Annotated in this window: 18 protein-coding genes; 3 read left to right on the plus strand and 15 right to left on the minus strand. The window is 40.4% G+C overall.

Going from position 1 to position 17,909, the window contains the following annotated elements:
• Positions 1-207 precede the first annotated feature (207 nt).
• The gene (locus BW142_RS10255; RefSeq protein WP_024605575.1) at positions 208-1,155 is read left to right on the plus strand and encodes a PDC sensor domain-containing protein; all 948 of its coding nucleotides are present in this window, start codon (positions 208-210) and stop codon (positions 1,153-1,155) included.
• 35 nt (positions 1,156-1,190) lie between these two features.
• Here BW142_RS10255 and BW142_RS10260 read toward each other — a convergent pair whose 3' ends face one another.
• Positions 1,191-2,810 carry a M28 family metallopeptidase gene (locus BW142_RS10260; protein ID WP_076924808.1) on the minus strand — a complete coding sequence of 540 codons (1,620 nt, stop codon included), beginning with the start codon at positions 2,808-2,810 and terminating at the stop codon, positions 1,191-1,193.
• 142 nt (positions 2,811-2,952) lie between these two features.
• Here BW142_RS10260 and BW142_RS20725 point away from each other — a divergent pair, with 142 nt between their 5' ends.
• A complete protein-coding gene (locus BW142_RS20725) occupies positions 2,953-3,102 on the plus strand; it encodes a hypothetical protein (RefSeq protein ID WP_007585545.1) in 150 nt (49 codons plus the stop codon).
• 106 nt (positions 3,103-3,208) lie between these two features.
• Here the strand turns inward: BW142_RS20725 and BW142_RS10265 are convergent, their stop codons facing one another.
• Complete coding sequence (locus tag BW142_RS10265; RefSeq protein WP_007585551.1) at positions 3,209-3,448, minus strand: RNA-binding protein; 240 nt, start codon at positions 3,446-3,448, stop codon at positions 3,209-3,211.
• Between the two features lie 255 nt (positions 3,449-3,703).
• Here BW142_RS10265 and BW142_RS10270 point away from each other — a divergent pair, with 255 nt between their 5' ends.
• Positions 3,704-4,984, plus strand: coding sequence for a VCBS domain-containing protein (locus tag BW142_RS10270; protein WP_076924869.1), 1,281 nt, complete (start codon positions 3,704-3,706; stop codon positions 4,982-4,984).
• 80 nt (positions 4,985-5,064) lie between these two features.
• Here the strand turns inward: BW142_RS10270 and lipA are convergent, their stop codons facing one another.
• The 13 genes from lipA to leuS all read right to left on the minus strand — a co-directional run bounded on the left by lipA (position 5,065) and on the right by leuS (position 17,772).
• Entirely contained in the window at positions 5,065-6,030 is a 966-nt protein-coding gene (gene lipA, locus BW142_RS10275) for a lipoyl synthase (RefSeq protein ID WP_002958515.1), read from the minus strand.
• Entirely contained in the window at positions 6,027-6,680 is a 654-nt protein-coding gene (lipB, locus tag BW142_RS10280) for a lipoyl(octanoyl) transferase LipB (protein WP_010554695.1), read from the minus strand. The genes lipA and lipB overlap by 4 nt, the downstream gene beginning before the upstream one ends.
• Positions 6,681-6,699: 19 nt before the next feature.
• Positions 6,700-6,978, minus strand: a complete 279-nt coding sequence (gene ybeD / locus BW142_RS10285; protein ID WP_002958517.1) for a DUF493 family protein YbeD — start codon at positions 6,976-6,978, stop codon at positions 6,700-6,702.
• A gap of 175 nt (positions 6,979-7,153) precedes the next feature.
• Positions 7,154-8,317, minus strand: coding sequence for a serine hydrolase (locus BW142_RS10290; protein ID WP_024598218.1), 1,164 nt, complete (start codon positions 8,315-8,317; stop codon positions 7,154-7,156).
• Positions 8,318-8,370: 53 nt separating this feature from the next.
• Positions 8,371-9,135: a septal ring lytic transglycosylase RlpA family protein gene (locus BW142_RS10295; RefSeq protein WP_076924809.1), complete on the minus strand. Its 765-nt coding sequence runs from the start codon at positions 9,133-9,135 to the stop codon at positions 8,371-8,373.
• Positions 9,135-10,241: a rod shape-determining protein RodA gene (rodA, locus tag BW142_RS10300; RefSeq protein WP_076924810.1), complete on the minus strand. Its 1,107-nt coding sequence runs from the start codon at positions 10,239-10,241 to the stop codon at positions 9,135-9,137. Before rodA ends, BW142_RS10295 begins: the two co-directional genes overlap by 1 nt.
• Positions 10,238-12,106, minus strand: a complete 1,869-nt coding sequence (mrdA, locus tag BW142_RS10305; RefSeq protein WP_076924811.1) for a penicillin-binding protein 2 — start codon at positions 12,104-12,106, stop codon at positions 10,238-10,240. Before mrdA ends, rodA begins: the two co-directional genes overlap by 4 nt.
• 9 nt (positions 12,107-12,115) lie before the next feature.
• Entirely contained in the window at positions 12,116-12,586 is a 471-nt protein-coding gene (rlmH, locus tag BW142_RS10310) for a 23S rRNA (pseudouridine(1915)-N(3))-methyltransferase RlmH (protein WP_007585562.1), read from the minus strand.
• 37 nt (positions 12,587-12,623) lie between these two features.
• Entirely contained in the window at positions 12,624-12,941 is a 318-nt protein-coding gene (gene rsfS / locus BW142_RS10315) for a ribosome silencing factor (RefSeq protein WP_007585564.1), read from the minus strand.
• Positions 12,942-12,996: 55 nt separating this feature from the next.
• Positions 12,997-13,632: a nicotinate-nucleotide adenylyltransferase gene (gene nadD / locus BW142_RS10320; protein ID WP_076924812.1), complete on the minus strand. Its 636-nt coding sequence runs from the start codon at positions 13,630-13,632 to the stop codon at positions 12,997-12,999.
• A gap of 21 nt (positions 13,633-13,653) precedes the next feature.
• Positions 13,654-14,691, minus strand: coding sequence for a DNA polymerase III subunit delta (holA, locus tag BW142_RS10325; protein ID WP_024598223.1), 1,038 nt, complete (start codon positions 14,689-14,691; stop codon positions 13,654-13,656).
• The gene (gene lptE / locus BW142_RS10330) at positions 14,691-15,182 is read right to left on the minus strand and encodes an LPS assembly lipoprotein LptE (RefSeq protein WP_024594704.1); all 492 of its coding nucleotides are present in this window, start codon (positions 15,180-15,182) and stop codon (positions 14,691-14,693) included. Before lptE ends, holA begins: the two co-directional genes overlap by 1 nt.
• Position 15,183: 1 nt before the next feature.
• Positions 15,184-17,772 (minus strand): leucine--tRNA ligase, encoded by a 2,589-nt coding sequence (gene leuS, locus BW142_RS10335; protein WP_076924813.1) that lies wholly within the window; start codon positions 17,770-17,772, stop codon positions 15,184-15,186.
• Positions 17,773-17,909: the final 137 nt, after the last annotated feature.

The following is a 17,909-nucleotide window of genomic DNA, read 5'->3' on the forward strand; positions in this document are numbered from 1 at the left end:
AAACCTTATTAATCATACTCACAAAGCAGCTAAGTAATTAATACTTAGCTGCTTTTTTGTGCATTTAATTTAATATTTTATTATTTATTCACCAAAGTAGTGCAAAACTCAAGTTTGAATATGATTAAACTGCTGATTATTATGTTATTTTATTGTTGGTTTTAAACTTGCAAATCTATTGATAACTTAGGTTAATGAGTGTTTAAAATGGCGCGGATGAGTTATATCAGTAGTGTTGAGCGCTACCACGAATATGAGCATGTAATACACAGTTTACTTGAATCTATCTTGATGAGTATTGAGGATGGGTTAACTAAAGAGCGTGATACCCGCTACCTGATTAAGCAGTACCCATTTTTAGAATTACAATATTGTTTAAATGCAGAAGGTTTGCAGCAGGGTAATAATGTCTGCTTTAAACGGGCATATAGCAAAAAACTAGGTGAAAGTGGTAATCAACAAGATTTAAGCGAGCGACCCTATTTTTTGAACGCTAAAACAAGTGATAGGGTATGCTTTACTGATCCCTACATTTCTATAGCGACTAACCATTTATGTATATCGGCGATTAAAGAACTAAAAAAACCAATTAATAATCAACATTACTTGGTCGTTGATGTGAGCTTAACGCAGCTTATTGAGTTTGTAATGGGTGATACTGCGCGCGCTAATATGTCGCCTTACTTTAAAGCGGGTTATGGTATTATTGTGGCGTGCTTATTTTGCTTAGTATTATTTTTACTGAATATCGTTTTTAGTGATATATACGCGCTATTAACCCATGTAGATACCTCATCAGATCCACTTGAACCCTTTAGTATCATTATTTACATCACCCTAGCATTAGCAGTATTCGATTTAGGTAAAACAATACTCGAAGAAGAAATCCTTATGCATAAGGATATTTTTAGGCACTCATCTACGCGGCGCACTATTACACGGTTTATATCTACAGTGTTAATTGCTATATCAATTGAGGCGCTGTTAACTATGTTTAAAGCGGCGTTGGGGCAATCGGAGTATTTAATGCCTGCAATAGCGATGATGCTTGCAGTAGTGGGGCTTTTAATTGCACTGGCTATTTATGTTTACTTAGGGGCAAAGGCCGAAACGCTATTAATGCGGGCTCGTTTAAAGCAAAAATCCTCCAAGTAGGAGGATTTTTATATTACACAACTATTAATAGTTATTTATTGCTTATCTTGCGCGCGTTTAGCTTTAAAATCAGACTCGCTCGTCCACTTTGGCCAATCGCCATTGTTTGCAAGTTGAGTGGCTATATCAACAATAAGATCTATATCTTGCTTAACGCCACCTAACGACCAATCAGCTGAGTAGTCGTCTGCTTCTTTATGGTACTTATGCGCAATGTACTCAGGATCGGTATCGCCCAGGCTCATAAATAATAGACTAGGCACACCTTGCTTAGAAAGTGAGAAATGATCAGATCTAAAAAACAAGCCATTTTGCGGGCGAGGATCCATTTTAACAACACGGCCTTGTGATTTTGCAGCCTTTGCTAAATAGTTTTCCATTGTCGATAAATCTTTACCGTATTGTAAAATGTAGTCAGTGCCATCAAGCACGTTCATGCCATCAATATTTAATAGACCGACCATTTGTTTTGTAGGTACAACCGCACCCGATGCAAATTCTTCAGAACCAATTAACCCCGTTTCTTCTGCTGTAAAGTTAGCAAAAATAATTGAGCGTTTAAATGGTTTTTGCTTATTCATTTTGCTCATGATGCGTGCTATTTCAAGCGTGGCTGCAGTGCCTGAAGCGTTATCTACTGCGCCGTTATAAATCTTAGGGCCAGTATCAGTTTGTTTAGTACCAAAGTGGTCCCAGTGAGCGCTAATAACAACGTATTCGTCAGGTGATTCGCTACCTGTAATTTGTGCAACTACGTTATGCGATTTTGCATGAGATACTTCGTTTTTAAAGGCAAGGTTTGCTTTTAAGTTAAGTGGCGTTGCTTTAAAGTCATCATTTAATGCTGCTTGTTTTAAATCTTGATAGTTAAGCTTTGCGGCGTTAAACATTTTCTCAGTCGCATCAAGTGTTAGCCAGCCCATAACCGGTAATTTAGACGCGTTTAAATTGTTATCCATTAACGTGTATTTAGTGCCGGTGTTTGAACTTTCAACTACGCCCCAAGGGTATGCCGCAGGTGCTGTTTCATGAACAATAAATACAGCCTTTACACCTTGGCGAGCGGCTTCTTCATATTTATAAGTCCAGCGACCGTAGTAGGTCATTGCATTGCCAGTAAAAAGGGCATCGTTTTGAGTAGCAAAGCCTGGATCGTTAACTAGCACAACTACTGTTTTACCAGTTACATCAATATTTTTATAGTCATTCCAGTTATATTCTGGCGCATTAATACCGTAGCCCGCAAATACAACGTCAGAGCTTCTTACATCAATTAATGGCTGAAGTTGCTCGGTACGTGCGGTAAAGTCTTTGCCTGATTCAAAGCTCAAATCACCTACCTTTAACTGCATGTCCTGATTAGCTGTCACCATTGCCATTTTTACAGGCTGTAAGTATTTACCTTTATAAGCACCGGTTAAACCCAGCGCTTTATATTGCTCGCTTAAGTAGCCTACTGTTTTCACTTCGCCATGAGTAAGCGGGCCTCGGCCTTGAAAGTCATCAGAGGCTAGCGTTTTAATATGCTGTTTAATATTGCTAAGGCTTACACCGGCTGTATTTTCTAATGGGGTTTGTTGGCTTGCAGGCTCTGAGCAGCCAAAGAGTGCAACTAGCAGGCTTAGGCTAGCGCTTTTTAAAAGAGTAGATGCCATAGTCTTCATATTGTTATTTAATTAGGCTTTCAATATAAAGGAAGCACCGCAGCGATGTCGAATTTTTATAGAGAACTTTTCATTCAATTGCAGATTGATTTGATAAGGTGTATAAATAACGAACAACCTAAGGGAGCACATAATGAGCCAATGTAAAAAAAGTGGGTATTTATTTATAGCTAGTGGCATTGCATTTTTTGCTGCTGCAATATTAGCTGAGCAGGAGACATTTTTTGTGCTGTCTGCTTCTTTTATTATATTGGGCACTATAAGTATAAAAAAAGCGGCTTAATAACCGCTTAGTTTTTTTAGCTAAATATAAAGCTTAAATACAATACTTGGCACTAAAAGCAAAAAACCAGCATTAGCTGGTTTTTTAGTATAAGTTGCAGTTAGCTTTATGCGTCTGCAAGCTTTACGCGGATCTTACTTTTATCAACAGTAGATTGGTTAAGTGCTTTAATGGCGCTTTTACTTTCTATGTCGTTTGGCATTTCTAAAAAGGCAAAGCCTTTAGATTGGCCAGTTTCTTTATCAAGTACCAAGTTGCAGGTAGTCACTTTACCGTGCTCTGCAAATAAAGTACGAAGCTCATGCTCAGTGGTAGCACGAGACAAGTTGCGAACTAATAGTTTCATAATGAACCTAAATAATTATGTCAGTACTAATTATCTCAAGTAACTCAGCTTTAACCTAATTTTATTTTAAAACATATATAAATAAACGTTCTATAGGAATAATTGTTTGTATCACACTGAAAAACATAGCTTTTATAATTTCAAATGGATTGCCATCAAATTGGTCATGTTAATTGGTAATTGAGTTGTGGTTATTTGCATAGTTAATTGGTAAGTTTATGTTTTATTAACTTACTATTAACTATAAAACTAACAATGCCTAAATATAATCTTAAACTGTGTAATGTAATTACAACCGCACTTCTATCTTGTTTAGTTGTTGGTTGTGGCAGCTCTGGCTCTACGGTGCAAAATAATGAAGCGATTACTTTACAAACTCCTGCAATAATTGGTGGTAATAGCCGAGGCGAAGTTATTAGTGATAGTAATGATGCAATAACAGGCTCATTAACCATTACTGATCAACAATCCGGTGAGGCTGCTTTTATAGCACAAGAAAATAGCGCTACAAGCTATGGTTTTTTTAGCTTAAATGCTGGTGGAGATTGGTCATACACACTTGATGATTTAAATGCTTCAATAACATCTCTCAATGAGGGTGAAACACTGCAAGACACAATAACAGTAAACTCTGTAGATGGTACTAGCGCACAAATTATCATAACAGTTGTAGGTGCACCAATAGCTCAAGCTGATGGCTTTGAGAACATTTCGAACGTGTTATTACAATCAGATGGTGTAGATTCGGGACTTGACGCATATACACTTATTGAAAATGCATTCGGCGAAGGGTCAATTGAATCTCCAGACTTATACGTTGGCAATCATGAAAGTGTTGTCCATATTATCGAAGATACCGATACGATAATTGGCAACCATTTTGTATTTTTAGCCCACCGAGATGATGACCAAGATAAAGACAAAGGTGCAAGTGACAGACAACGTAATGAAATAAAAACCTACGATAAATCACCACAACAAACACTGGCGTTTAAGGGCGAGACATTTCAATACAGCTGGAAATTTAAAGTAAGTAGCGAGCTTGAGCTTACGAGTAAGTTTAGCCATTTTTTTCAAATAAAAGCCCGTAACGAGAGTAACGACAACACCAATGGTAATGACGATCAGCCTATTATCACTCTCTCAGGTGCACAAAAAAATAGTACAGGTAATCAACTACAGGTTCGATATAGCGCGGGGTTTGATGAAAACGGCAACAGTACGGGTCTTGATAGAAACTTAATTGAAACCGACTGGTCTTTAATTACAGATGAATGGGTCGAGGTATTTGTACAAGCTACATTTAGTGAAAGTGGTAAGCTTGATATGACATTAACGCGCTTAAGCGACAACGCAGTGATATTTAATATAAGCGAGCAAAACATAGATATGTGGCGCGGCTTTAGTGATGATGATTTTGCTCGTCCTAAGTGGGGGATATACCGCTCAATTGTTGAAACCGACAGTCTTCGAATTGATGAAGAACGTGTTAGGTTTGCTGATTTTTCTATCACTAAAGGTAAGTTAGCGCAGTAAGCTATTTGATCAATTAGCATGAAAAAGCCGTTAATAATTATGCATTATTAACGGCTTTTTTTGTTCTTTGATAAAAGTGGTTATTTTACTTCTTTGCCCGCTGCTTGTTGATCAGCATGGTAGCTTGAGCGTACAAACGGACCTGACGCCGCGTGAGTAAAGCCAATTTCGTCTGCATACGCTTTTAAGCCGTCAAACTCTACTGGTGGCACGTAGCGTTTAACCGGTAAGTGATGCTTAGAAGGTTGTAGATATTGGCCTACAGTTAGCATGTCAACGTTGTGTGCACGTAAATCGCGAAGTACTTCTTCAATCTCGCTAATTTCTTCACCTAAACCTACCATTAAGCCTGATTTAGTCTTAACTTCTGGGTGAGCTTCTTTAAAGCGACGAAGTAATTCTAATGACCATTTGTAGTCAGCACCTGGGCGAGCTAGTTTGTATAAACGTGGCGCAGTTTCAAGATTGTGGTTAAACACATCTGGTGGCGTCTCGATTAATATCTCTAGTGCGCGGTCCATACGACCACGAAAATCAGGTACTAAAATTTCGATAGTGATAGTTGGATTATGTTTACGAATCTCGCGAATACAATCGGCAAAATGCTGTGCACCACCATCGCGTAAATCATCACGGTCAACCGAAGTGATTACAACGTAGCTTAGCTTCATATCTTTAATAGTAAGTGCTAGCTTTTCAGGTTCAGTGGCATCAGGTTTTAATGGGCGACCATGAGCAACATCACAAAATGGGCAACGACGAGTACAAATAGCACCTAAAATCATAAAGGTGGCTGTACCGTGGTTAAAACACTCTGATAGGTTAGGGCACGAAGCCTCTTCACATACTGAGTGTAAGCCATGCTTACGTAGCGCTTTTTTAATGCCGTCAATGCGATCGGTTGATTTAGGTAAGCGAATTTTTAACCATTCTGGCTTACGCAACATTTCAGTTTTTTCTGTAGGTAAAACTTTTACTGGGATCAACGCCATTTTTTCTGCGTCGCGTAGTTTTACACCTGGTTCCATTTTGACTGGTTTATTCATTCGTTTTCAAACCCTTCAGTATGCTTAACCTGTGTTGCATTAAGCTTCTTGATCATGTGTTTTACCAATCCTTCACCTGCACTTTCTAGGTTTTGAGGACCATCTAATTCTTTAGTTTGCACCATATTCATGCCCGCATAACCACATGGGTTAATGCGTAAAAATGGACTTAGGTCCATGTTAACATTTAATGCTAAGCCATGAAACGAGCAACCACGACGAACCCTTAACCCAAGGGATGCAATTTTGCTGTCGTTAACGTAAACACCTGGTGCATCAGCTTTAGCGTAAGCTTCAATACCATACTCGGCGAGTGACTCAATAATGCACTCTTCAAGCCATGTAACCAGTTCACGTACACCAATTTTTAAACGACGTAGATTAAATAATACATACATCATTTGCTGGCCAGGGCCGTGATAAGTTACTTGTCCGCCACGGTCAACTTTAATCACCTCAATGTCGCCAGGAGCCAGTAAGTGTTCGTCCTTACCAGCCTGACCTTGGGTGAATACACTCTCGTGCTCTACAAGCCAAATTTCATCTGGCGTATTTTCATCACGGGTGTCGGTAAAGTCCTGCATTTTTTGCCAAATTGGCATATAACGCTGACGACCCAGTTGGCGTACGATCAAAGTGTTTTCGTTCACAACAAATCTCAACTATGGCTTAAAGCATATGGCGTACGTCATCAATATTGCTGATCACGTTGTAAATTTCTTCAATGTGTTTGCCACTAGTAACCGTTGCTACAAGGCTTACTGACTCGTAATTACCTTTGCTGCTTGGTTTTACTTTAGGGGCGTAATCGCCAGGTGCTATTGGTTGTAACTTAGCTAAAATTTGATCAGTTAAGTTTACATTAGCTAAACCCATTATTCTGAATGTAAATGGGCAAGGGTACTCTAGGTACTCATCAAATTTAGTATCTTTAACAGGTTGAACCACGACGGTGACTCCTCATACAAAAGTGTGGACTCTATGCAAGCTTGAAGCTTAATACAGATAGGCAATTAGCAGTCTTGCTTATATGAGGCGCATTCTAACATTTTTCAAGCAAAAAAAAACGCCTCACAGTGGAGACGTTTAAATTAGTTACCCTAGTTAATAGGGGAGCTATAAATTACTGCATTATCTGTAAGCGTAAGTAATCATAAATTTTGCTAAAGAAGCTGCCTTCTTCCACTTCTTCAAGTGTGACTAGTGGGTATTGAGCAATATCTTCACCCTCTAGTTGTAAGAATAACGTACCTACTTTAGTACCTTTAGCAAGGGGTGCTTCAAGCGTGTTATCTAGCTCAAAGTTAGCTTTAAGGTTTTTGTGCTGACCACGTGGGATAGTAATTGGTGTATCTTCTAAAATACCTAAAGATACGTTCTCTTTGTTACCCATCCAAATACGTTGCTCTGCAAAGCTATCGCCTGCCTTGTACGGAGTAATTGTTTCATAAAAGCGAAAACCATAGTTAAGTAGTTTTTTGCTTTCTACTTTACGAGCGCGTTCGCTTGAAGTACCCATAACAACAGCAATTAAACGCATATCGTTCTTGGTTGCTGAGGTAACTAGGCTGTAGCCTGCTTCTGATGTATGGCCAGTTTTAATGCCATCAACATCTAAGCTTTCGTCCCACAATAATGAATTACGGTTATATTGCTTAATACCGTTATAAGTAAATGATTTTTGCTTATAAAGTGCGTATTCGTCTGGCACATCACGAATAAGTGCAGCACCGAGTGTCGCCATATCGCGAGGAGTTGTGAAGTGCTCGTCAGTATCAAGGCCGTGGCTGTTGATAAAGTGACTGTTGCTCATACCTAATTTAGCAGCATGGGCATTCATTAAATCAGCAAATGCGCTTTCGCTTCCAGCAATATGCTCAGCCATTGCAACACATGCATCATTACCTGATTGGATAATAATACCGTGGTTAAGCTGATCAACACTAATTTGCTTACCTACTTCAATAAACATCTTTGAAGATTCTGGAAAGTTTTTAGCCCATGCTTTTTCGCTTACCGTTACCATATCGGTAGTGGCAATATTACCCGCTTTAATTTCAGTACCAATTACATAACTGGTCATCATTTTAGTTAAACTTGCAGGTGCTAGCTGTGTGTCAGCTTCACCTTCAGCAATTACTTTACCAGTTGTAAAGTCGACTAAAAAATAACCTTTTGCATTAACTTGAGGTGGTGCCGGAATAATTTGGGCGCTGGCTGAGAATACGGCGGCTGTACAAACTAGGCCGCATACACCTTTGAGGATTTTTTGTTTAATAGATTTCATCATACTCATTAATGGTTAAAGTTAAAGATTCGCGTTACGCCATTCTAAAGGTCTTACTGAGTGTAAAGCAAGAACGCGTTTTGAAATTGATTTTGTTTTAATTTTTTTAATACTTCGTCTGCATGAGGGGTGTCTTTTATTGGTCCTAAATGCAATCTGTAAATATCGTCTTTTTGAACGATATTTGTTGGTAATTTGTATTGCTCTCGCAATGTGCTGGCAAGTGCTTCAATGTTAGCAAGTGTACTACCTGCAGCTACCTGAATATAGGTTTGACGCGCAGTTGCGCCCGCAAGCGTAACGGCCTCTAGCTTAACCTTTGCTGTACCATGGGTGTAATAGCCAAGCTTATAAGCGGCTGCGTACGAAAGGTCAATTATTCTATCGTCATGAAACGGGCCCCGGTCGTTTACGCGCACAATTACCGATTTACCATTTGCTGTATTGGTTACTTTAACAAAGCTAGGCAGCGGCAGCGTTTTATGCGCTGCGGTCATGGCAAACATATCGTACGTTTCACCATTTGAGGTGTGGTAACCATGAAACTTACGACCATACCAAGAGGCAACACCTTCCTCGCTAAAGCCCGTCTCATCAAGCATGGGCGAATAACTTTTACCAAGCACTGTATACGGACGGCTAGCGCTGGCACTTTTAGTAACTTCGGTAACTATAGCGTCTTGCATCTCAAGTGTAGTCGGTGCTCTAAGCGGTGCTGCATCATGGCGCATGCTATAACGGCTACTAGAGCCGCTACTACATGCACTTAAAAGCAAAATTAATAACGTGGTAAATATAAGCTGAGTAGTGTGTCGCATTATTTTAAAAGCATCCTTTTATCTGTTGCGATTGACATAATAATGCCAAATCCTGCCATTAACGTCACCATCGATGTACCACCATAACTAATCAGTGGTAAAGGTACGCCTACAACAGGTAATAAACCCGAGACCATGCCTATGTTTACAAATACATACACAAAAAAGGTGAGGGTGAGCGCGCCTGCGAGCAATTTACCAAATGCATCTTGTGCATTAACAGCAATATATAAACCACGGCCAATAATAAATAAGTACAGGCTAAGTAAAACACATACGCCAAATAAACCAAATTCTTCGCTTAAAACTGAAAATATAAAATCGGTGTGGCGCTCTGGCAAAAACTCTAGTTGCGATTGTGTGCCAAGTAGCCAGCCTTTACCTTCTATACCGCCTGAACCAATAGCAATTTTAGATTGAATAATATGATAACCAGAACCAAGCGGATCGCTCTCAGGGTCCAAAAAGGTGAGTACACGCTGCTTTTGATAATCGTGCATACCGTAGTGCCAAAATGGCCATGCGGCAAGCGCTACAATAGAGCTTAAAAAACCGATTAAGCGCCAACTTAAACCAGACAAAAACAAGACAAATATACCTGAACTTGCAATAAGTATAGCGGTGCCTAAATCGGGTTGTTCTTTAATTAATAATGTAGGGAGCATTACAATCATAAAACCAATAATTAAGTGCATTGGCCGAGGAGGTAAGTGATTACGTCCTATGTACCAAGCTACCATCATCGGTACTGCCAGCTTCATTAGTTCTGCAGGTTGAAACCGTGTAACACCTAAATCCAGCCAGCGCTGCGCGCCTTTTGAGCTTACGCCAAATAAAAGCACACCGACTAGCATTAATAACCCAACACAATAAAGTGGGATCACTAACCGTTTTAATGTGGCAGGCGAAAACTGGGCTAAAACAACCATAGCAACAATCGCGCCGCCCATACGGGTCATGTGTCTAATCATCATTGAGGATTCTTGACCACTGGCGCTGTATACAACCATTATGCTACCAGCCATCATTATAAGTAATGCAATAAGCAATGGTAAATCTAGATGCATACGCATCCAAATAGAGCGTTTATCGTGCAAAGCGGTCATGGTGTATCGTTCCTTGCAAGATTAACTGGATTGGCTGCAAAGTAGTAATCCATAAGTTGGCGGGCAATTTGAATACCGCCGTGGTTGTTTTCTAATACAACAGAAACCACAATTTTTGGATCGTTGTAAGGTGCAAAACCTACATAAATCGTATTATCGCGTTGGCGTTCTTTAAGTGATTTGGCATCGTAACGCTCACCTTGGGCAATACTGACTATTTGCGCAGTACCTGTTTTACCAGCCGAGTCGTAGTTAGTGCCTTTAAATGCTTTGTGTGCTGTACCTGATATTTTTTTAACCGTGTTATGCATTGCATCTAACGATACCTGCCAATGGCGGGGATCTTTTAAAATAACAGGGGGTTTTTCTTCATTATTTATTTGCGTTACATCGTTATCTTTTTTTACCACTTGCACCAAATGGGGTGGGTGGTTAATACCACGATTAACCAATATGTTAGTTGCGTTTGCAATTTGAATCGGTGTGGCAGTCCAGTAACCTTGGCCAATGCCTACCGAAATTGTATCGCCGCGCCACCAAGACTCTTTAAAACGACCTTCTTTCCATTCTTTTGAAGGGAGAATAGCAGTGGTTTCTTCGTGAATATCAATTCCTGATAAATCACCGTAGCCAAAGCGCGCCATAAAGTCGCTTATTTTAGTAATGCCTAATCGATAAGCTGCATCGTAAAAGTAGGTATCGCAGGATTCTTCAATTGCTTTGTATACATCAACGTGGCCATGCCCCCACCGTTTCCAATCTCGCCATTTGTGTTCGACGTTTGGAATTTGAAAAAAGCCCGGGTCCCACATCGATGTTGTTTCATTTACTATGTTTTCTTCAAGCGCTAATACTGCCATTAAAGGTTTTACCGTAGAGGCAGGCGCATAGCGACCTTGCGTAGTACGGTTTATTAATGGGCGGTCTTGGTTAAGTAACGCTTTATAATTTTTGCTGCTAATGCCGTGTACAAATAAATTTGGGTCGTAACTTGGGTTTGAATAAAGGGCAAGCACGCCGCCATCTTTTGCATCCATAACGACAACAGCGCCACGCATATCTTTAAGCCCATGCTGTGCAATTTGTTGCAAGCCAATGTCTAAGGTAAGTACTAAATCGCTACCAGGTTGTGGTTGGGTCATGCTTAGGGTGCGAATTACACGGCCACGGTTATTAACTTCTACTCGTTGTGAGCCCACTTTACCGTGCAATGTTTCTTCATAGTATTTTTCTAATCCGAGCTTGCCAATATCATATGTAGCACGGTAATTGGTTGCACGATCTTCTTGTTCTAATTGGTTTAGCTCTTTTCTATTAAGCTTGGCAACATATCCAAGCGCATGCGTTAGCGTGTCGCCAAATGGGTAGTAGCGAGCCAGACGTGCCTCAATACTAAAACCGGGGAATTTATGTTGATTAACCGAAAATTTCGCTACTTCTGTTTCGTCTAAGCGGGCTTTTAATACTTGTGATTTAAAACGACGGGTGTGTTTTATATCTTTTAAAAAGTCTTGTTTATCTTGCTCTGTAATCGCAATTATTTTACTTATTTGATCAAGCGATTCGTCAAGGTCATCTACCTCTTCGGGGATGACTTCAAGGTTGTAAACAGGTTTGTTTTCAGCAAGTAGTACACCATTACGGTCGTAAATTAAACCACGGTTGGGTGCAATAGGAATAACTTTAATGCGGTTATCATTGGAGCGAGTTTGGTAGTCTTCGTGATCTTCTACCTGAATAGTATAAAGATTAGAAAGCAATACTGCGACTAATCCTAATACAAAAACAAAACCCACGAATGCTCGCCTAGCAAATAAGTTTGCTTCTGCGGAGTGGTCACGAATAGTGGGTCTATGTTTTAGCATGGCAAGGCGTTACTCGCGATGATAAGGATGGTTGTTATTTAAGCTCCAGCCTCGGTAAAGGCTCTCTGCAACAATTATACGCACCAAAGGGTGCGGCAATGTTAAATTAGACAACGACCATTTTTGCTCAGAAGCCGCAATGCATTCTGGAGCAAGTCCTTCAGGTCCGCCAATAAGTAAACTTACATCGCGGCCATCGAGTTGCCATTTTTCCATATTTTTAGCAAGTTGGTGAGTATCCAGCGCTTTCCCTGTTACCTCTAACGTTACAATACGATTGCCTTTTGGAATAGCCGCTAATGTTTTTTCACCTTCAATGTGTAAAATGCGTTTTATATCTGCATTTTTACCACGTTTTCCGGCTTGAATTTCAATTAACTCTAGGGCCATATCTTTAGGGAAACGGCGCTGATATTCTGCAAATCCCGTTTCTACCCATGCTGGCATTTTGGTACCAACAGCAATCATTTGTATTTTCACGTATTACTTCCAAGCATTGTCTAAAATGAGTGAGCGTTTAGCCCCACAGTTTTTCTAGATCGTAATAGCTACGTGCTTCGTTTTGCATCACGTGTACAACCACATCACCTAAATCAACCAGTGCCCATTCGCCGTCGCCTTCACCTTCATAACCTAATGGTTCTGAATCTGCGTGACGTGCTTCTTTTGCTAAATGATCGGCAATTGACTGTACGTGGCGTTTAGAAGTACCAGAACAAATTACCATGTAATCTGTGATATCTGATGTTCCAGTTACGTCAATATGAACGATGTCACGCGCTTTCATATCGTCAATTTTGTCCATAGCAAAGGCGAGTAGTTGTTTTGAATCCAAGGTTTTGTCTCAATTTAAAAATTTAATGGCGCGCATTTTAACACGCTAGGAGTTTTTAAGCATCAATTTGATAGAGCTGATGCACTTCTATGTAATGACTCACTGCATCGGGTAATAGTTCATTCTTTTTATTACTTTTTTTCAGCTGCTTACGAATTGTACTTGAGGCCGCATCGAGCATTTCGCCCGGTAAAAAATAAAGTTTACCTGCAAGTGAGTGTTTAAGTGTTGCTACTTCGCTGGCATTTGCGTTTTGCATATAGCTTTTAAGCTCACCTTTTACAGTGCAATTTTGAGCAGGGCGTTGATACACCACAATATGACAAAGCTGCGTTATTGCCTTCCACTCAAACCACTTATCTAGGTTGTTAAATGAGTCCATACCAATTAAAAATAAAATAGGTGTAGTGGGTTGCTCTTTACGAAGTTCTTGTAAGCTCAGCAACGAATACGATGGACCGGTTCGATTAAGTTCTCTTAAATCGAGTTCAAAATGAGGATAAGGTGCAATGGCTGCGTTGAGCATATTAATTCGGTGCTGTGTACTAATACCCGAAGCTGCTTTATGAGCAGGCAGTGCACAGGGCATAAAGTAAAGCGTATCTAAATTAAACGCATTTACGCATTGCTGCGCCATATTTAGATGGCCTAAATGGACTGGGTCGAAAGTGCCACCAAAAATTGCGATCATTTAACACCCATTAGTTATTTATTAATTAACCGCGTGGCACGGCATAGGAATGTTGAGCGGCTGGCAAAACTTAATACAAATATGAGCAAGCGCTTGGTAAGGTGCAATTAAATTACCTTGCTTGTAACTGGCATCAAACAACGCTACATCACTGTTTATTTGCTCAAGCGTGTGCATATTTAAACGGTTAATTGCGTTTTGAACTGGACCTTGTTGGTTTTTCCAAATTGCTTTTTGTTTAAATAAATTAGCGATAGGTTCGCCATTTAATAAACCAAGTTGCACACTTATTAGTGTATTAAGCTCTTTGGTTATAGCCCACAATATGCTCACGACTTCGGTGTTATCGCTGGCAAGTTTATTTAATACTTTTATAGCTTGTTTGGCGTGGCCATTTAACAGTGCATCACTTAAATCAAAAATATCAAATTTGGCTTGATTTAACAGACCTTGCATTACTAATTGCTGAGTAATTAATGCATTGCCGTGCAGTAGCGAGAGCTTTTCAAGCTCCTGGAAACACGCTAATAAGTTGCCTTCAGTGGCATTAATTAAGCTTACCTTGGCGTCGTTTTGTACATTAAGCGATAAACGTTGGCATTGATCGTCAAGCCATCGTTTTACATGAGTGCCTGTAAGCGGGTAACAAGGAACAAATACGCCTTGCTTATCAAGGGCTTTAAACCATGCTCCACGTTGTACTTCTTGGCTAGCTTTAGCGCCTTTAACAATTAAAATAGTATCGGGGTTAACGAGTTCAACCACTTTTTTAAAGGTATTGCTGCCAATAACGCCTGGCTTTTGTTGGTTTAAATCAAGCTCAATAATAGTACGCGCGCTAAACAACGACATGCTTTGGTACTGGGCTATGATTTCTTGCCAATCGAATCCTTGCATTAAAGTAAACTTAATTACTTCATCAAAACCTTGTTGCTTAGCACTGTCGCGAATTTGTTGTACGCACTGTGCTTCTTGAAAAGGCTCTTCTCCAAATACTAAATAAAAGGGCTTTAGCCCTTTATTTAATTCACTCGGTAGTTGATTAGCGTAGCAGCGCATTATAGTTGCGACAGCTCTCTAACAATACGACGACTGGCCTGCTCACGAATTTCGCTAATAAGTAGTTCAAGCTCTTTTGCTTTTGCTAATGCATGATCCGGATCGTCTTGGTAATTACGATAAAGCTCAAAACGTTTTTCTATCGCTTTTTCACCTGGGAGTTTAACTACATACGATACGCCATAAGCGAGCTCGTATTCAGCAACCTGGCCGTTTTGGAACAGCGAAAGTGTTTGGCGTTCAATGCTTTCTTTACGTAAATACAATTGGGCTTTATCTTTAGCTGACGATACTAACTCTACGTTACTCGCTTTAAGCTCTTTTTTAAGCTCAGTGAATAAAGTCGATTTTTCGTCATCGCCTACAAGTGTTAGCTGTTTTAAGTTATCAGGCAAGCTAGAGGCTTTTTTTAAATGAAAGCCACAGCTTGATAACAAAAAACAGACTAGCACTAAGGCTAGTCCATTTTTAATGGCGTTAAATGCAGCCATATTAGTTAGCTACCACGTTAAGTAGCTTGCCTGGTACGTAAATGATTTTACGAATGGTTGAGCCATCAGTAAATTTAGTTACGTTAGATTCTGCAAACGCAAGGGCTTCTACTTGCTCTTGAGTTGCATCAGCTGCCACAGTTAACTTAGCGCGAAGCTTGCCGTTTACTTGCACGATGATTAATTTTTCATCTTCAACAAGAGCCGACTCGTCAACTTTTGGCCATGGCGCATCTAAAATTTCACCTTCTTTACCAAGCTCTTTCCAAAGCTCATGCGATAAATGCGGAGTAATAGGTGCAAGCATAATAATTAATGCTTCAAGTGCTTCGTTGGCAATGGCTACATCTTGCTTGTCGCTCAGTGGTGCTTTTAATAACTTATTAGAAAGCTCCATAATAGCGGCAATAGCGGTGTTAAAGGTTTGACGACGTTCAACATCATCAGTCACTTTAGCAATGGCTTTGTGTAAGTCGCGACGTAGTACTTTTTGCGGGTTAGTTAGCGTTGATTTATCAAGTGCTTGGTAACCTACTGTTTTAACGTCTACCGCGTATTTCCATACACGTTTTAAGAAACGATGCGCGCCTTCAACACCCGAGTCTGACCATTCAAGCGTTTGCTCTGGTGGTGCTGTAAACATCATGAATAAACGCACTGTATCTGCACCATACTGGGCAATTACATGTTGTGGGTCTATACCATTGTTTTTAGACTTAGACATTTTGCTCATGCCTGATGAGAATACCGGCTCGCCGTCTTCCTTATGCCATGCTTTAGTTACGCGGCCTTTATCGTCGGTTTCGGTGTTTACATCACTTGGCGAAATCCAAATGTCGCCGCCTTTTTCATCTTTACGATAAAATGTTTCAGCAAGTACCATACCTTGACAAAGTAAGCGGTCAAACGGCTCGTCTGAGTTTACTAAACCAAAGTCACGTAGTAATTTATGGAAAAAGCGCGAGTACAATAAATGTAAAATTGCATGCTCAATACCACCAATGTATTGGTTTACTGGTAACCAGTAGTTAGCAGCCGCAGGATCTAGCATGCCTTCGTCGTAGCGTGGGCTACAGTAGCGTGCGTAGTACCAAGACGATTCCATAAAGGTGTCAAACGTATCAGTCTCGTGAAACGCAGGTGCGCCATTTACTGTTGTTTTAGCCCATTCTGGGTCTGCTTTAAGTGGTGACGTTACACCGTTCATTACCACATCTTCTGGTAAGCGAACTGGTAGCATATCTTCTGTTGCAGCAAGTTCTTTACCATCTTCATCGCTAAGCATAGGAATTGGAGAACCCCAATAGCGCTGACGGCTCACACCCCAGTCACGCAGGCGGAAGTTTACCTTACGCTCACCAACACCGAGTGCTTCTAATTTATCGGCAATCGCTTTAAAACCAGCTTCAAAATCTAGACCGTTAAATTCACCCGAGTTTACAAGTACGCCTTTATCGGTAAATGCTGATTCTTTTAGGTTTACTTCAAGCTCTGAACCCTCAGCAGGCGCAATAACTTGTTTTATATCTAGGCCGTACGCTGTTGCAAACTCAAAGTCGCGTTGGTCGTGTGCAGGTACTGCCATAACAGCGCCTGAGCCGTAATGCATTAATACAAAGTTAGCGACCCAAATTGGTACTTGCTCGCCCGTTAATGGGTGAGTGGCGTAAAAGCCTGTTGCAATGCCTTTTTTCTCCATTGTTGCCATGTCTGCTTCGGCAACTTTGGTGTTTTTGCATTCTTCAACAAACATTGCAATAGCGTCGCTATTTTTAGCGGCTTCTTGCGCAATAGGGTGACCACCGGCAACAGCAACATACGTAACACCCATAAAGGTATCTGGACGTGTTGTGTATACGCTAAATGTTTCGTCGTTATCGGTGCGTTTAAATTCAATATCACACCCTTCAGAGCGGCCAATCCAGTTGCGCTGCATTGTTTTAACTTGCTCTGGCCAATCTTCTAACTTGTCTAAATCGTCAAGTAGCTCTTGTGCGTAGTCGGTTATTTTAATAAACCACTGTGGAATTTCTTTTTGCTCAACCACAGCGCCTGAACGCCAACCGCGACCGTCAATAACTTGCTCGTTAGCTAATACGGTTTGATCCACTGGATCCCAGTTAACTGTCGACATTTTTTTATACACTAGGCCTTTTTCGTAAAGCTTAGTGAAAAACCACTGCTCCCACTTGTAGTATTCTGGATGACATGTCGCAATTTCGCGATCCCAGTCATAACCAAAACCTAATTGCTTAAGTTGGGTACGCATGTAATCAATATTTTCGTATGTCCACTTAGCTGGTGCTGTTTTGTTTTTAATAGCAGCGTTTTCTGCAGGTAAACCAAACGCATCCCAACCCATAGGTTGCATTACGTTTTTGCCTTGCAGGCGCTGGAAACGAGAAACAACATCACCAATGGTGTAGTTACGCACATGACCCATATGCAGTCGACCACTCGGATAAGGGAACATAGAAAGGCAGTAATACTTTTCTTTGCTCTCATCTTCAGTGACTTTAAATACCTGGTTTTCTTCCCAGTAGCTTTGTACTTTTGACTCTATATCTTGCGGGTTATATTGCTCTTGCATCTATGGTTCCAGACTTCTTGCAAACTAATAAAAAATTGCCATTAGGATACCCCAAATAAAGTGCTATTCACAGCGTCAAAAACGCGGTTTTGATAAATTATAACCTTCAGTTCAGGTTAACCTATACTTATCTAAGT

Origin of the sequence: Pseudoalteromonas sp. EB27 (genome assembly GCF_001974875.1) — a bacterium.
Classification (GTDB): domain Bacteria; phylum Pseudomonadota; class Gammaproteobacteria; order Enterobacterales; family Alteromonadaceae; genus Pseudoalteromonas.

Bases quoted from the DNA above. Each gene is read 5' to 3' on its own strand.
- rodA (WP_076924810.1), bottom strand. From the start codon at position 10,241: ATGACCGCTTTGCACGATAAACGCTCTATTTGGATGCGTATGCATCTA.
- lptE (WP_024594704.1), bottom strand. From the start codon at position 15,182: ATGGCTGCATTTAACGCCATTAAAAATGGACTAGCCTTAGTGCTAGTC.
- holA (WP_024598223.1), bottom strand. From the start codon at position 14,691: ATGCGCTGCTACGCTAATCAACTACCGAGTGAATTAAATAAAGGGCTA.
- leuS (WP_076924813.1), bottom strand. From the start codon at position 17,772: ATGCAAGAGCAATATAACCCGCAAGATATAGAGTCAAAAGTACAAAGC.
- mrdA (WP_076924811.1), bottom strand. From the start codon at position 12,106: ATGCTAAAACATAGACCCACTATTCGTGACCACTCCGCAGAAGCAAAC.
- BW142_RS10260 (WP_076924808.1), bottom strand. From the start codon at position 2,810: ATGGCATCTACTCTTTTAAAAAGCGCTAGCCTAAGCCTGCTAGTTGCA.
- nadD (WP_076924812.1), bottom strand. From the start codon at position 13,632: ATGATCGCAATTTTTGGTGGCACTTTCGACCCAGTCCATTTAGGCCAT.
- BW142_RS10255 (WP_024605575.1), top strand. From the start codon at position 208: ATGGCGCGGATGAGTTATATCAGTAGTGTTGAGCGCTACCACGAATAT.
- BW142_RS20725 (WP_007585545.1), top strand. From the start codon at position 2,953: ATGAGCCAATGTAAAAAAAGTGGGTATTTATTTATAGCTAGTGGCATT.
- BW142_RS10295 (WP_076924809.1), bottom strand. From the start codon at position 9,135: ATGCGACACACTACTCAGCTTATATTTACCACGTTATTAATTTTGCTT.
- BW142_RS10270 (WP_076924869.1), top strand. From the start codon at position 3,704: ATGCCTAAATATAATCTTAAACTGTGTAATGTAATTACAACCGCACTT.
- lipA (WP_002958515.1), bottom strand. From the start codon at position 6,030: ATGAATAAACCAGTCAAAATGGAACCAGGTGTAAAACTACGCGACGCA.
- BW142_RS10265 (WP_007585551.1), bottom strand. From the start codon at position 3,448: ATGAAACTATTAGTTCGCAACTTGTCTCGTGCTACCACTGAGCATGAG.
- BW142_RS10290 (WP_024598218.1), bottom strand. From the start codon at position 8,317: ATGAAATCTATTAAACAAAAAATCCTCAAAGGTGTATGCGGCCTAGTT.